At 65.1% G+C, this 14,569-nt stretch carries 11 protein-coding genes; 4 read left to right on the top strand and 7 right to left on the bottom strand.

From position 1 onward, the window contains the following. Positions 1 to 71 precede the first annotated feature (71 nt). Entirely contained in the window at positions 72 to 860 is a 789-nt protein-coding gene (locus H2040_RS02155; protein WP_287154004.1) for a Crp/Fnr family transcriptional regulator, read from the top strand. Here the strand turns inward: H2040_RS02155 and H2040_RS02150 are convergent. The 7 genes from H2040_RS02150 to H2040_RS02120 form a co-directional block, all read right to left on the bottom strand. Next, complete coding sequence (locus H2040_RS02150; RefSeq protein WP_287154002.1) at positions 857 to 2,584, bottom strand: M28 family peptidase; 1,728 nt, start codon at positions 2,582 to 2,584, stop codon at positions 857 to 859. The two genes, H2040_RS02155 and H2040_RS02150, sit on opposite strands and share 4 nt — an antisense overlap. Before the next feature lie 319 nt (positions 2,585 to 2,903). Next, positions 2,904 to 3,191, bottom strand: coding sequence for an aspartate decarboxylase (locus tag H2040_RS02145; protein WP_022696994.1), 288 nt, complete (start codon positions 3,189 to 3,191; stop codon positions 2,904 to 2,906). Between the two features lie 66 nt (positions 3,192 to 3,257). After that, positions 3,258 to 3,734: a GNAT family N-acetyltransferase gene (locus tag H2040_RS02140; protein WP_022696993.1), complete on the bottom strand. Its 477-nt coding sequence runs from the start codon at positions 3,732 to 3,734 to the stop codon at positions 3,258 to 3,260. Between the two features lie 44 nt (positions 3,735 to 3,778). After that, positions 3,779 to 4,897: a serine hydrolase domain-containing protein gene (locus tag H2040_RS02135; RefSeq protein ID WP_287153998.1), complete on the bottom strand. Its 1,119-nt coding sequence runs from the start codon at positions 4,895 to 4,897 to the stop codon at positions 3,779 to 3,781. A gap of 100 nt (positions 4,898 to 4,997) precedes the next feature. After that, entirely contained in the window at positions 4,998 to 6,956 is a 1,959-nt protein-coding gene (gene rpoD / locus H2040_RS02130) for an RNA polymerase sigma factor RpoD (RefSeq protein ID WP_287153996.1), read from the bottom strand. 54 nt (positions 6,957 to 7,010) lie between these two features. Then, complete coding sequence (gene dnaG / locus H2040_RS02125; protein ID WP_287153994.1) at positions 7,011 to 8,945, bottom strand: DNA primase; 1,935 nt, start codon at positions 8,943 to 8,945, stop codon at positions 7,011 to 7,013. A gap of 94 nt (positions 8,946 to 9,039) precedes the next feature. Next, positions 9,040 to 9,501, bottom strand: coding sequence for a GatB/YqeY domain-containing protein (locus tag H2040_RS02120; protein ID WP_022696988.1), 462 nt, complete (start codon positions 9,499 to 9,501; stop codon positions 9,040 to 9,042). A gap of 166 nt (positions 9,502 to 9,667) precedes the next feature. Between H2040_RS02120 and carA the strand changes: the two genes are divergently transcribed. The 3 genes from carA to carB all read left to right on the top strand — a co-directional run. Beyond that, on the top strand, positions 9,668 to 10,831 hold the full coding sequence (gene carA / locus H2040_RS02115; protein ID WP_022696987.1) for a glutamine-hydrolyzing carbamoyl-phosphate synthase small subunit: 1,164 nt from the start codon (positions 9,668 to 9,670) through the stop codon (positions 10,829 to 10,831). Then, positions 10,828 to 12,369 carry a peptide ABC transporter substrate-binding protein gene (locus tag H2040_RS02110; protein WP_287153989.1) on the top strand — a complete coding sequence of 514 codons (1,542 nt, stop codon included), beginning with the start codon at positions 10,828 to 10,830 and terminating at the stop codon, positions 12,367 to 12,369. Before carA ends, H2040_RS02110 begins: the two co-directional genes overlap by 4 nt. Before the next feature lie 71 nt (positions 12,370 to 12,440). Beyond that, on the top strand, positions 12,441 to 14,569 hold a 2,129-nt coding region (gene carB, locus H2040_RS02105), incomplete at its 3' end, for a carbamoyl-phosphate synthase large subunit (RefSeq protein ID WP_287153987.1).

The raw sequence follows: 14,569 nt of genomic DNA, 5'->3' as shown, positions 1-14,569 counted from the left end.
TCCTTGGGAATTGACGCTCGAAGCGGGATACTCTTGGAAAAACGCCCAGACATTCAGACAAGCAGAGGCTCATGAGCCAGGTCCAGACCCAAAGCCGGATACGGGAAAGCGCGTCCCGCGCCGAAATCCACAGTTGTGTTGTGGAGAAACTCTCCCATTACGCGCCCCTTAGCGACTCCGAAGCGCGGCTGATTTCACGGCTGGAGGAACGCCCCCGCACCTTCAAGGCGAACGAGGTGATTTGCGGCTCCGGCGAGGAGCTGGGCAGCCTGTTCATCGTCCGCGAGGGCCGCGCCTATACCTATCAGATCCTGGGCGATGGCCGCCGCCAGATCCTGCAACTCTACTATCCCGGCGATATTATCGGCACGCGGGACATCGTCTTCGAACAGTGCACCGCCTCCACCGTCTGCGCGACGGAGGCCGTGCTCTGCCCCTTCGACAAGAAGGACCTGAAGGAGGTGTTCGAGAAGGCCCCGAAGGTCGCCGCCCTGATCTACGCCATCGGGATGCTGGAGCAGGTCGTGGTTCTGGACCGGCTGAAAGCGATTGGCCGGATGCAGGCGCGCGAGCGCCTGGCGCATTTCCTTCTGGAGGTTCTCAGCCGCTCACGCGTGGCCTGCCACGACCCGGCGGCGCCGCTGGAGCTGCGCCTGAACCAGGAAACCATCGGCGATGTTCTGGGCCTGACGCAGGTCCATGTGAACCGCACGTTCAAGCAGCTGGAGCGCGACGGCCTGATCAAGCGCGTCAACGGCAAGATGGAGCTTCAGGAAGCGGAGCTGACCCACATCGCCGAATTTACCGACCGCTATCACCGCATCGACACGTCATGGTTCCCGGTTTCGCGGGAAGACTAGTTGGCGGCTTCATTCGCCCCTGAGGCGTTCCCCGCTTCATCGGCGGCGTCCGCCATGGGGCCGCCATACCGCGTCCCGAAATAATCGCCGGCGTTCCAGACCGGCCGTTCGTCGGCATTGGCCACCTCGGTCATGATCTCGTAATTGGCGCGGGCGAACTTGGCCCCGGCCAGATAGTTCAAAGGCTGGCTGAGATCATCGCCGGGACGGTGATAATTGGTCGCCAGGAAACCCCGGAACTCCGTCTCGCCCTCGCCCTCGAACCCGGTCATCAGGAACAGCGAGGGGATGCCCTGCTGAACGAAGCGGTAATGGTCGCTGCGGGTGAACAGGTTCTGGTCGGGCAGCGGGTCGGGCGTCAGGGTCACGCCGATCTCCGCCAGCGCCGACTCGGTCAAGGGCCCCAGCGTGGAATGGTCCGCCCCGAACGCGATAACGTCGGTGAAATCATAGAGCAGGACCGGCATGTCCAGATTGATATTGGCGATGATCGATTCTTTGGGGACGGTCGGGTTGTTGACGTAATATTCCGCGCCGACCAGCCCCTTTTCCTCCGCCGTCAGGGCAATGAACATCAGCGAGCGGCGCGGCGCGGCCTCTAACGCCGTCACGCGCGCCACTTCCAGCATCGCCGCCGCGCCGGAGGCGTTATCCATCGCGCCATTATTGATCTTGTCACCGCCATCGACGCGTTCGGAAATGCCGATATGGTCCAGATGCGCGGTCAGCACGACATATTCGTCCTTCAGCGCCGGGTCCGAACCCTCGACCACGCCGATGACATTCTCACTCGCCAAGTCCGAATGCTCGTTGACCGCCGACATGCGGACAGAGACCGGCAGGTCAAAACCCGCAATATCCGCTCCACCGGCCTCCGAGGCGGCCATGATGTCCTCATAGCTCCGCTCGGCGCCCTCAAACAGGCGCGCCGCGCCGGCCTCGCTGAGCACGGCCTGCCCGTCCAGTCCGGGCGCGGCTTCGTACGCCGTCCCGTCCGGGCCGATCCAGGTGATGCTGCCGCGGCCCGCGAAACGCGCCAGCGTTTCGAACGAAAAGCGGCGCTGCCCTTCCGGGGCCATCAGAACGATCATCCCCGCCGCGCCCTGTTCCACGGCGGTTTCCGCCTTGGTGGTGCTGGACGTCAGATGCGCGGCCAGGGAGCTATCGACCCCCGGCGGCGCGGCGCCGATCACCGCCACGATCTTTCCTTCCGCGTCGATCCCCGCGTAATCGTTCCGCTGCTCCGTCACCGCGCCGTAGCCGGCAAACACCACCGGCGCCTCGACAAGGGTCTCGGTTCTGTTGGGATCGTCGCCGGGCAGAAATTCCACCCGCGCGTCCAGCGTCTCTTCACCGCCATCGCGCAGAATGGCGAATCCGGCGGCCTCGACATCGCTGGTGTAGCGGCGCAGGGCCACCGGCTGCATGTAGCCCTCGCCGGCGCCCGGTTTCAGGCCCGCCTGCGCAAACTGGCTGGCGACATATTCGGCCGCGATGTCATAGCCGCGGGTTCCCGCCTCGCGCCCCTCAAGCTCGTCGCTGGCCAGAAAGCCGATATGGGCGCGGATATTGCGCGCATCGAACAGGGGGTCGTTTGCCGCGTCATAGCCGGCGGACTGCGCGTCGCCGCCGCGGGCGCCGGCGGTCTCCCCGTCAGTCTTTTCGCTGTCCGCCCCGCAGGCGGCCAGCAGCAGCGCCGCCGCGATCAGGATTGCTCGTGTCATGCTTGTCGTTCCCATCTGTCCTTGCGCTCCTTCTAGCCCCCGCAGCGACAGGCGCAAATGTCTGCGCCGCCGCACGGGCGCATAACGGGCATTCCCGCGCCGAAACACGCGCCGCACGGCGCGCGGCGCCGTCACTGTAAAAGGGCGCCGCGCCGCTCTTCCCAAGCGCGGCGGCCACCCCACATCATTTTCAAGAAGCCCCCCATGGCTTCCGCATCATCGATCGGTCCTCCCCACAAGCCGATCGACCCCGCGCCCCGTCATTCCTCCGCGAATGGCGGGGCGCTTTCATTTGAGGAAACGCGGAATGGAAAGCGGCCTAGCGCTTGTCGCGCCAGTTTTCCATGGCCGAAGAAATCGCGAATGTCTCCCGGTATTTCGGGGAGTCGGAGGGGCGCGGCGGCTTGTCCCGCGTCAGCTCCATGATCTCGGCCAGCTTGTTGTGCGCCGCGCCGGACTGGCCCGCCCCGATATAGGCGTGCAGCTCGACCAGCGCGTTGGACAGCGGGTCGTCCGCCCGGATCACGAAATAGGGTTCGTCGTCAGCCAGGTCGGGCAGACAGTCGAACTGGGACGGATTGGCTTTCGAGCCGAGCGGCGCAGACATGGCGGGTAGCCTCGTAATAGTGAGAATCAGTCACCGCCAAGCCTACAGGATAGCCAAGGTCCGCGCCTAGCCGCCCTCGTCCTCGCCCTCCAACCCGTGCAGCGTCCAGCGCTGGACCGAGACTTCCTCCGCGCCGGAGGAGCGGTAGAGCCCGTCCGCGGCGTCGGTTTCGGAGCTGGTCCACATCATGAAGGTGGCCGGGCTGGCCTTCACATCCTCGACCACGGCCTCGAACAGCGCCCGGCCCGTGCCTTCGCCGCGCCCTTCCGCGCCCACGCAGACCTCGGCCAGCCACGCCCCCGCGCCGCCGTGGCCGCTGTCATAATAGGCGTGCCAGACGGCGTAGCCGACCGGAACCTCGTCCTTCTCGGCGACCAGGACATGGAAACTGGTGTCGTGCTGGAACAGCGATGTCTTGATGCCCTGCGGCGTGCAATGCTCGGTCGAACACCCAACCACCTCGTTCAGCTGGGCGGACAGGCGGCCAATTGCGGCGGCGTCTTTGGGACGGGCGGCGCGGATCTTGATCTCGGTATCGGACATGGGGCGGCGTTCCTTTTGTCTGGGCGTCAGGGGAGCGGGGAAATTCACTCCCAGCACTTCAAACCCGAATCCGGGATAGAGGGTTCCACCGTATGCGCCGCCGCCCAGGCGATCGCAAAAGGCGACATCAGATCCTGCCCGTCCTGCCGGTTGGTCAGGACGATGGCGGACACCCCGTCATCGACCGCCCGGACATAGGCCGTGCCGGAATAGCCGGCATGGGTGACGATGCGCTTTCCACCGGCCACATGCGACCACCAGCCCCGCGCATAGCCCCAGCGTTCACAACGTTCCCCGGCGTCGAATTCCCGCTGGATCTCCCACGCCGCCTCCATGGCCGCGGCATTGATGACCTCAGGATCGGCCAGTTCCGCCTCCCACTTCATCATGTCCTTGAGAGAGGACATCACCCCGAAATGCGGCGTCAGTTCGAACTGCCAGACCCGGCGGTTGCGCTGTATCTCGCCGTCCTTCCACGCATAGCCCTCGGCGCGGTGCGGCACGATGGCGGACTGGTCCAGGAAGCGCGTCTGCGCCATGCCCAGAGGCTCGAAATACTCGGCCTGCATGTGTTCGTCGAAAGTCTGACCGGTTACCGCCTCCACAATCACGCCCAGCAGGAAATAACCCTCGTCAGAATAGGACCAGTCGGTCCCCGGCTCCGACAGCATTGGCGTCGCTTTGGCCGATTCCAGCATATTCTCTCTGGAATAATCGGTCAGCAGAACGCCGTCCGCCGTCTCCTCGAAGCGGTGATCCAGCCCCGCCATATGGCTCAACAGCATGTCCACCGTGATCGCGCTCCACGCCTCCGGCGCGTCCTCGACAAAATCGGTGACCGGCGCGTCCAGAGACAGCCGCCCCTCCTCGACCAGCGTCATCACCGCCAGCGCCGTCATCTGCTTGGTCAGCGAGGCCAGCTCGAACACCGTATCCGGCGTGACCGGCGCATCATGCTCCAGACTCGCCGCCCCATAGGCGCCGACATGCACAGCCTCGCCATCCCGCATCACCGCCACGGCGGCGCCGGGGAAATGCCCGTCTTCCATCAGACGTTCGATGACGGGGTCGAGATTATCAATTTGTGGCTGCGCGGCGACCGGTGTGACGAAGGCGCAAACAAGGGCGGCCGCGCTGGCGACCGGGCGGATAAAAGCGATCATGGACAGGAACTCTGGGCAGCGAAGGATAACGCCAGACCCTACCGGCCCGCCCGTATCGAACCAAGAAAAAAGCCCCGGCGGAGCCGGGGCTTTTTCGTTTCTAATTGTCCAGGAAGCTGCGGAGTTTCCGCGAGCGGCTGGGGTGTTTCAGTTTGCGAAGCGCCTTCGCCTCGATCTGGCGGATACGTTCGCGCGTCACGCTGAACTGCTGGCCGACTTCTTCCAGCGTATGGTCGGTGTTCATGCCGATGCCGAAGCGCATGCGCAGCACGCGCTCCTCGCGCGGGGTGAGCGAGGCCAGAACCCGCGTCGTCGTCTCGCGCAGGTTTGACTGGATCGCGGACTCGATAGGCAGGATGGCGTTCTTGTCCTCGATGAAATCGCCCAGATGCGAGTCTTCCTCGTCCCCGATGGGGGTTTCGAGGGAGATCGGCTCCTTGGCGATCTTCATCACCTTGCGGACCTTTTCCAGCGGCATGCCGAGCTTTTCGGCAAGCTCTTCCGGCGTCGGCTCGCGGCCGAACTCGTGCAGGAACTGGCGCTGGGTGCGGACGATCTTGTTGATCGTCTCGATCATGTGCACCGGGATGCGGATGGTGCGCGCCTGGTCGGCGATGGACCGCGTTATGGCCTGCCGGATCCACCACGTCGCATAGGTCGAGAATTTGTAGCCGCGGCGATATTCGAACTTATCGACCGCCTTCATCAGGCCGATATTGCCCTCCTGGATCAGGTCCAGGAACTGCAGGCCGCGATTGGTGTACTTCTTGGCGATGGAGATGACGAGCCGCAGGTTCGCCTCTACCATTTCCTTCTTCGCCACGCGCGCCTCGCGCTCGCCCTTCTGGACGGTGCCGACGATGCGGCGGAACTCGTCCAGCGGCACGCCGGTGTCGGTGACCAGCTTGGTGATCTCGTCGCGGATCGCGTCGATTTCCTTGCCTTCTTTCTCGAAGAAGCGGGTCCAGGCCTTGGACTTGCCGGTCAGGTCCCCGGCCCAGTCCTCGTCCAGCTCGCGGCCGAAATAATTTTCCAGGAAATCCTTGCGCGGCACGCCCTGGCTGTCGGCCAGGCGCAGCAGCTTGCCCTCAAAGCTCATCAGCTGCTTGTTGATGTCATAGAGCTGGCCGACCAGCGCCTCGATCCGGGCGTTGTTCAGGTGCAGCTGCTTGATATTGGTGATGATGGATTCCTGCAGACCGTCATATTTGTCGGCGGTCTTGGGGCCCAGATCCTTGCCCTGCGTGCGCAGCTGGATCAGCTTGGCCTGAAGCTTCCGGTAGGCGTCGAAATCGGACGCCACGGAATCCAGAATGCCCATCACGGATTCGCGAAGCTCGGCCTCCATCGCGGCCATGGACGGATTAACGCCCTCGTCATCGTCCTCGTCATCATCGTCATCGGAATCTTCGTTTTCGGAGTCTTCCGAGGCTTCGTCTTCGTCCTCGTCTTCTTCCTCTTCATCCTCGACCACCTGTCCGCCATAGGTGGCGTCCAGATCGATGATGTCGCGCAGGAGAATGCGCCCTTCCTGAAGCTCGTCGCGCCAGACCATGATGGCTTCGGCGGTCAGCGGCGACTCGCACAGCCCCTTGATCATGGTGTCGCGGCCGGCCTCGATCCGCTTGGCGATGGCGATTTCGCCCTCGCGGGACAGCAGCTCCACCGTGCCCATCTCGCGCAGATACATGCGCACCGGGTCGTCGGTACGGTCGGCGGAGGCGGAGGTGTTGGTGGTGGGCGGGGCGTCCTTTTTCTTGGTCACCGCGCGGGACTTGGATTCCTCGCCCTCGCCCGCGGCGCCGGACTCGTCGTCATCGCCCGCGGCGTCCTCGTCGACGACATTGATGCCCATTTCCGAGATTTGCGAGAGTACGTCCTCGATCTGTTCGGAGTTGAACTCTTCCGAGGGGAGAACCTTGTTGATCTCCTCGTGCGTGACATAGCCGCGCTTCTTCGCGGCGGCGATCATCTGTTTGACCGCCTTGTCCGACAGGTCCAGCAGCGGGCTGTCCTGGCTCTCGGTGCGTTCGGCTGCGGCGCCGGCCGATTTGCTCATATTATATAACGCCCCTGTTGCTAGGACGGACCCGATCCCCCGAAAAGGACCGCCCTATTTGCGTTTCTTTTTCAACGCTTTCTCGAAAATCGCGCTGATCCGGTCGTCAAACCCGCTATCGCGCCCGGTATCGGGCTCGGCCTCGTCGGAGGGCCGGGTTTGAAGACTGCGCGCGCTGCGAAAGCGTTCCAGACTCTTTTCACTTGGATCGTCGACAACCGCCCGTCTGGCATGCGCCCGCTCTTCTTCCGCCGCGCGGCGCGATGCATAGACCTCATACGCCCGGCGCCAGGAATCCGAGGCCTTTTCCGGGTTCGAAAGGTCGCCGGAAAAGGTGGCGAGCAAGAGCCGCCGTTCGGAGTCGAGCGCGCCAAGCCGATCGCTCAATCCCAGCCGGGCGAAATGGCTCCTGAGCCCCTCAATGTCAAGCGTTTCTCCTGATTCACCCGACTCGATCAGGGCGTCGCGCAGGCGCGCAAGCGGCGCATCGGCGAATTCCATCTCGATCAGCTCCTCGGCGAACAGGTCCGAAAGCTCCGGACGCTCGATCGCCGCATAGAGCAAGGCGCGGCTCATCAATTCGGCCCCGCCCTTCTTTCCCGCGCGCGCTTTCAGCTCGCCCGTCGGCCCGCCCCGCTCCCAGTCCTCCATGGGGCGGCGCGGCCTCCAGGGGCGGCCGGTCCCGCCATTGCGGGCCTGCGGACGGGCCGGTTTGGTCAGCGCGTCGAAGCGGGAAAGCAGCTCGGCGCGATACTGCTCGCGCACGCTGTCGTCCTTGATCTCGCCCACCGCCTCGAACAGGCGGCGCTTCAGACCGGCGCGCGCCTCCGGCGTTTCCAGCGGCTCGGCTTCGTATTCCCGCCGCCAGACCATGTCGACCAGCGGAATTCCGCCCTCCAGCGCACGTTTCAGCGCCGCCGGGCCTTCCTCCCGCAACAAATCGTCCGGGTCGTTGCCCTCGTCCAGATGGATAAAGCGCAGCGACTTGCCCGGCTCCAGCAGGGGCAGCGCGCGCTCGACCACGCGAAACGCCGCGCGGCGCCCGGCATTGTCGCCGTCGAAGCACAGCAGCGGCTCCCCGCCGACGCGCCAGGCCAGCTTCATCTGATCCTCGGTCAGCGCCGTGCCCAGCGGCGCCACGGCCTGCCCCACCCCGGCCCGGGCGCAGGCAATGGCGTCCAGATAACCTTCCACCACGATCAGGTTTTTCATGGAGGCCTTGGGGTCGTTCGCCGCCTTGCGCGCCTCTGTATAGCGGTAAAGCGTCATGCCCTTGTGGAAGAGCGGGGTGTCCGGGCCGTTGAGATATTTCGCCCGCGCCTCCTTGGAGAGCGCCCGCCCGCCAAAACTGACCAGCCGCCCGCGCGCGTCGTGGATCGGGAACATCACCCGCCCGCGAAAGCGGTCATACGGGCTGCCGCCGTCATCGGGCTGGATCAGCAGGCCGGCCTCCACCAGCTCCGCCGGTTTCGCGCCCTTGGCGACCAGTTCGTCCTTCAGCGCCGTTCGCTGGTCCGGCGCGTAGCCGACGCCGAACCGCTTCCACTCGTCCGGTTTAAGCCCGCGCCGCTCCAGATAGGCGCGCGCCTCCTTGCCGTAGGCGCGTCGCAGCGCCGCCTCGTAGAAAGCCTGCGCCGCCGTGATCCAGTCCAGGAGGGTGTTGCGCTGCTCGGCCCGGCGCTCGGCCTCCGGGTCCGGCGCGGGCAGGGCGAGGCCCGCCTCCCCGGCCAGCGCCTCCACCGCCTCGGGGAAACTCATCCCCTCGGTTTCCTGCAGGAAAGAGAAGATATCGCCGTGCTTGCCGGAGGAGAAGCAGTGATAGAAGCCCTTCTCGTCATTGACGAAAAAGCTCGGCGTCTTCTCCTTGTTGAACGGCGAGAGCCCGGCGAATTCCCGCCCCTGCCGGCGCAGCTTCACCCGCCGCCCGATCACCTCGGACGGACGCAGACGCGCCTTGATCTCGTCAATGAAATCGTCGGTGAACCGCATGGAGCCTCTCGTCGGACCCGAGAAGGTAACGCGGCGCTGGTTTGTCCGCTATTGCCGAGTGCGGCAAAAGCCGGAAATCGGAGCGCAGGGAAAACTAGCGCAGCATGTCCTTCACCGCGGCCCCGGCCTTGGAGAAATCCATCTGCCCGGGATAGCGCTCTTTCAGCGCGCCCATGCAGCGGCCCATATCCTTCAGGCCGGAGGCGTCCAGCTCCTCGACGACATCGCCGGCGGCGGCGCTGATTTCCTCGTCGCTCATCTGGCGCGGCATGTATTCGCGGATGATTTCCATTTCGTCGCGTTCGCGCTCGGCCAGCTCATAGCGGCCGGCGTCCTCGAACGCCTTGGACGATTCCTCGCGCTGACGGACCATCTTGGAGAGGATCGACATGATCTCCTCTTCCTCGCAGCCCTTGCAGCGATCCTCGGCCCGGGCGGCGATGTCCCGGTCCTTGATGGCCGTCTGGATGAGGCGCAGCGTCGAGACCTTAACGGCTTCGCGCGCCTTCATGGCGACCTTCAGATCAGTTTCGATACGCTCACGGAGCGTTGTCATATTTGCCTCCAGCCTGTGGCGCGCCACAAGCGGTAACGGTTAAAACCTTGTTTTGGTTCGATAAGTCCTGACAGTCCCGCGCGCTTGACGCATCAAGGTCTTCGACCCTACCTAAGCGGCCGCGCGGACACTCTTTCTCCGCGCTCACTACAGGGTGGCGTGACATATGGTGGAAGCTTCTGCAAATCAAGGCGCCACCGCAATCCTGGCGCTCGCCGACGGCTCGGTATTTTTCGGCCGGGGCGCGGGCGCGACAGGCGAAGCGGCGGGCGAACTTTGCTTCAACACGGCAATGACCGGGCAACAGGAAATCCTGACTGACCCCTCCTATACCGGACAAATCGTCTGTTTCACATTCCCCCATGTCGGAAATGTGGGAGCCAATCCGGACGACATGGAGACAGGCCGCAAGGACGCCGCGCTGGGCGCGGTGATGCGCGCCGACATCACGCGCGCGGCCAACTGGCGCGCGGCGCAGGATTTTGACGACTGGATGGAATCGCGCGGTATTGTGGGCGTCACGGGCGTCGATACCCGCGCCATCACCAAGCGCATCCGTGAAAACGGCATGCCGCACGCCATTGTCGCGCACGACCCCGATGGCCAGTTCGATGTCCCGGCCCTGATCGAAAAGGCGAAAGCCTTCGCCGGTCTGGAGGGCGCGGACCTGGCCAGCGCCGTTACGACCGAAGAATCCTATGGCTCCACAGAGGCGCGCTGGGACTGGCCGGACGGCTTCCCGCAGACCGCCGATGACGCGCTTCATGTCGTGGTCATGGATTTCGGGACCAAGAAGAACATCCTGCGCTCGCTTGGCGCGTCCGGCCTGAAAGCCACCGTCGTTCCGGCGAAAACCACCGCCGATGAAATTCTGGCGCTGAAGCCCGACGGCGTGATGCTGTCCAACGGCCCGGGCGATCCCGCCGCGACGGCGGAATACGCCGCCCCGGTGATCCGCGACATCATCGCCGCCGGCGTGCCGGTTCTGGGCGTCTGTCTCGGCCATCAGCTTCTGGCGCTCGCCGCCGGAGCGAAAACGGTGAAGATGGAGCAGGGCCATCACGGCGCGAACCACCCGGTGAAGGACCTGACCACCGGCAAGGTGGAGATCGTCTCGATGAATCACGGCTTCGCGGTCGACCGCGACACCCTCCCGGATTCGCTGGAAGAGACGCATGTCTCCCTGTTCGACGGCACCAATTGCGGCCTGCGCTTCAAGGACGCGCCGGTCTTCGCCGTGCAGCATCACCCGGAAGCCTCGCCCGGCCCGCAGGACAGCTTCTATCTCTTTGACCGCTTCGCAGACGCGATGCGGGAGCGGCGGGCTTGACCGGGCCCAGCCGCCGAAGCGTTCTCGCCGGGGCCGCGGCCCTGGCGGCCTGCCAGCCCGCGTCCACGCCGCAATCGGTGTTGCGCGTTGGCCTTCCCACCGGCGCGGATTCGCTGGACCCGTTCGTGGGCCAGTTCGCCGCCGCCGCCATTATCTATCGCCAGATCTACGCCCCGCTGGCCGGCTACCGCGATGATCACGCCCTGACCGGACGCTGGGAGTCGGAGGCCGGCTTCATGCGCTGGACGGCGCATCTGCGTCCCGGCCTGAAATGGTCGAACGGCGAACCGCTGACCGCCAGCGACATCCTGTGGAGCCTGCGCCGCGGCGCCAATCCGGAAACCGCCGGCCCGGATGTCGGCGATCTCTCGATTATCCGCGGCGCGCTTGAAATCGTGCGCGGTCAGGCCGCGCCGGAGGCGCTGGGCGTCCGCGTTCTGGACGGCCGCACGCTGGAATTCACCCTCACCCGGCCGCACGCCGATTTCCCCGATGCAATGCGCGAATTCTATCCGATCAATCCGCGCGCCGTGGAAGCTCATGGCCCGGACTGGACCCGGCCGGAAAATTTCGTCTGCTCCGGCCCCTATGTTCCCGTGGCAGAAAGCCAGCTTTCCCTGACCCTCAAGAAAAACCCGAACCATCACCGGGCCAATGCGGTCTCCATTCCGGAAATCGAGATGTCGGTGGTGGAGGATGCGGGGGCCCGCGTCCGCCTGTTCCGCGCCGGAGATCTGGACCTGGCGCTGGACCCGCCCGCCAACCGGCTGGAGGAGCTGCGCGGCCTGCTGGGCGATCAGGCCCGCACCTATGACGCGCCGCGCCTTGTCTATCTGAAGGTCAATCATGACCGCGAACCGCTGGCCGATCCGCGCATCCGCCGCGCGCTTCATATTTCCATCGACCGTGAATTCATCGCCGGCCAGATCATCGGCGGCTCGGCCGAACCCGCCTTCACCGCCGTGCCCGGCGTCGCCGAAAGCCTGAGCGCCACGCCGCACGAGACGCGCATGGAGACCGCCGCGCGTCTGGTGCGGGAGGCGGGCTATGGCCCGGACAATCCCTTGACGCTGGGCCTTCTGCATTCGGGCGAGGAACGCGCCCGCGTGGCCGTGGCGCTGGCTGATGACTGGGCGCGCATCGGCATCAACGCCGAAATCCAGGCCAGCGAATCGACCGGGCTGTACGCCATGGTGGGCGAGGGGCGCTTCGATCTGGCGCTGGCCCGCTTCGACCGCGGCATGCGCTCGGCCAACTGGCGTTATCTGGAACCCTTCGCGCCCGGCGGTTTCGCCGCCAATTTCGGCTGGGAAGACCCGGCCCTGGCGGCGCTGATCGAGGATATTCAGGCCGAAGGCGATCCCGAACGCCGCGACGCCCTTGTCGCCCGGGCCGAAGGTTTGATGATGGATCAGGCCAATCTGATCCCGCTAATGCGCGAAAACGCCATCTGGCTCATCGCCTCCCGCATCCAGGGCGCGGACGACGAACAGCCTGTTTTCTGGGGCGATCTGGCCCTGTCGGCGCCCGCTGGCTGACAAAAGCGCGCTTTTCGCGTCATTCAATGCTGGCCTCCCCCGGTTCGAGTCACTAGAACCCTTTTCTCGACATGCCCCGTCGAAACGATCTCCACTCCATACTCATTATCGGCGCCGGCCCGATCATCATCGGTCAGGCGTGCGAATTCGATTATTCCGGTGTTCAGGCCTGCAAGGCGCTGCGCGAGGAAGGCTACCGGGTCATCCTGGTGAACTCCAACCCGGCGACCATCATGACCGACCCGGAAATCGCCGACGCGACCTATATCGAGCCGGTGACGGCCGATTTCGTCGAGAAGGTGATCGCCAAGGAAAAACCGGACGCGCTGCTACCCACCATGGGCGGCCAGACCGCGCTGAACGTGGCGCTGGAGCTGGACCGCTCCGGCGTGCTGGAGCGCCACGGCGTTGAGATGATCGGCGCCCGCGGCGACGTCATCGACAAGGCCGAAAACCGCGAACGCTTCCGCTCCGCCATGGACGATATCGGGCTGGAATCCCCGCGCTCTCGCACCGTCCACACGGTCGCCGAGGCGATGGAAGCGGTGAAGGACACCGGCCTGCCCGCCATCATCCGCCCCTCCTTCACGCTGGGCGGCACGGGCGGCGGCATCGCCTATAATATCGAGGAATTCGAGGAGGTCGTGGAACGCGGCCTCGACGCCTCCCCCTACACGGAAGTCCTGATCGAGGAATCCGTGCTGGGCTGGAAGGAGTACGAGATGGAGGTCGTCCGCGACAAAGCGGATAACTGCATCATCATCTGCTCCATCGAAAACATCGACCCGATGGGCGTGCATACCGGCGACTCGGTCACCGTCGCCCCGGCGCTGACCCTGACCGACCGCGAATATCAGCGCATGCGCAGCGCCTCCCTCGCCGTCCTGCGGGAAATCGGCGTGGAGACCGGCGGCTCCAACGTGCAGTTCGCCGTGGATCCCGATACGGGCCGCATGGTGGTGATCGAGATGAATCCGCGCGTCTCGCGCTCCTCGGCGCTGGCCTCCAAGGCGACCGGCTTCCCGATCGCCAAGATCGCCGCCAAGCTGGCTGTCGGCTACACGCTGGACGAGCTGACCAACGAGATCACCGGATCGACCCCGGCCAGTTTCGAGCCGACCATCGACTACGTCGTCACCAAGATGCCGCGCTTCGCGTTCGAGAAATATCCCGGCGCGGACTCCCTCCTGACCACCTCCATGAAATCGGTGGGCGAGGCGATGGCGATGGGCCGGACCTTCAAGGAATCGCTTCAGAAGGCTCTGCGCAGCCTGGAGATCGGCGTTTCCGGTCTGGATCCGGTGGAGATTGCGGGGCTGGGCGACGGCGACGACTTCAAGGCCGTCCGCGCCGCCCTGTCCAAGCCCACCCCCGACCGTCTGCTGATTATCGCCGAAGCCTTCCGGCAGGGCTTCACGGTCGAGGAAATCCACGCCGCCTGTTCCTACGAACCCTGGTTCCTGCGCCAGCTTGAAGAGCTGGTCGCGACCGAGAAACAGGTGATCGAGAACGGCCTGCCGGACACTGCGGACGCTTTCCGCGCCCTGAAGGCTGACGGTTTCTCCGACGCGCGCCTGGCCGCCCTGACCGGCATTCCGGAGGAAGAGGTCCGCGCCCGGCGCCATGGTTTGAATGTCCGTCCGGTCTATAAGCGGGTCGATACCTGCGCCGGCGAATTCGCGGCGCAGACGCCCTATCTTTATTCCACCTACGAGTCCCCGAGCTTCGGCGAGCCGGAGTGCGAAGCCGAGCCTTCGGGCCGCAAGAAGGTCGCCATTCTCGGCGGCGGCCCCAACCGGATCGGGCAGGGGATCGAGTTCGACTATTGCTGCTGCCACGCCGCCTTTGCGTTGGAGGAGATGGACATCGAGTCCGTCATGGTGAACTGCAACCCGGAAACCGTCTCCACCGACTACGACACCTCCGACCGCCTGTATTTCGAGCCGCTGACCGCCGAGGATGTCGGCGAGATCATGCATGTCGAACAGTCCGCCGGTCATCTGGAAGGCGTGATCGTGCAGTTCGGCGGCCAGACCCCGCTGAACCTCGCCGGTCCGCTTGAGGCCCAGGGCGCGCCGATCCTCGGCACGCCGGTCGACGCCATCGATCTGGCCGAGGACCGCGAACGGTTCAGCGCGATGATGAACAAGCTGGGCCTGAAACGGACCGGCGAGGTTCAGCTGGGTCTGGCCGCCGAATG

This window comes from Euryhalocaulis sp. (genome assembly GCF_013911995.1).
Classification (GTDB): Bacteria; Pseudomonadota; Alphaproteobacteria; order Caulobacterales; family Maricaulaceae; genus Euryhalocaulis; species Euryhalocaulis caribicus.
Note: the sequence above shows the minus strand (reverse complement) of the source record. Positions and strands in the feature narration are given on the sequence as shown.

Bases quoted from the DNA above. Each gene is read 5' to 3' on its own strand.
- H2040_RS02145 (WP_022696994.1), bottom strand. From the start codon at position 3,191: ATGTCTGCGCCGCTCGGCTCGAAAGCCAATCCGTCCCAGTTCGACTGT.
- H2040_RS02135 (WP_287153998.1), bottom strand. From the start codon at position 4,897: ATGATCGCTTTTATCCGCCCGGTCGCCAGCGCGGCCGCCCTTGTTTGC.
- dnaG (WP_287153994.1), bottom strand. From the start codon at position 8,945: ATGCGGTTCACCGACGATTTCATTGACGAGATCAAGGCGCGTCTGCGT.
- carA (WP_022696987.1), top strand. From the start codon at position 9,668: ATGGTGGAAGCTTCTGCAAATCAAGGCGCCACCGCAATCCTGGCGCTC.
- rpoD (WP_287153996.1), bottom strand. From the start codon at position 6,956: ATGAGCAAATCGGCCGGCGCCGCAGCCGAACGCACCGAGAGCCAGGAC.
- H2040_RS02120 (WP_022696988.1), bottom strand. From the start codon at position 9,501: ATGACAACGCTCCGTGAGCGTATCGAAACTGATCTGAAGGTCGCCATG.
- H2040_RS02155 (WP_287154004.1), top strand. From the start codon at position 72: ATGAGCCAGGTCCAGACCCAAAGCCGGATACGGGAAAGCGCGTCCCGC.
- H2040_RS02140 (WP_022696993.1), bottom strand. From the start codon at position 3,734: ATGTCCGATACCGAGATCAAGATCCGCGCCGCCCGTCCCAAAGACGCC.
- H2040_RS02150 (WP_287154002.1), bottom strand. From the start codon at position 2,584: ATGACACGAGCAATCCTGATCGCGGCGGCGCTGCTGCTGGCCGCCTGC.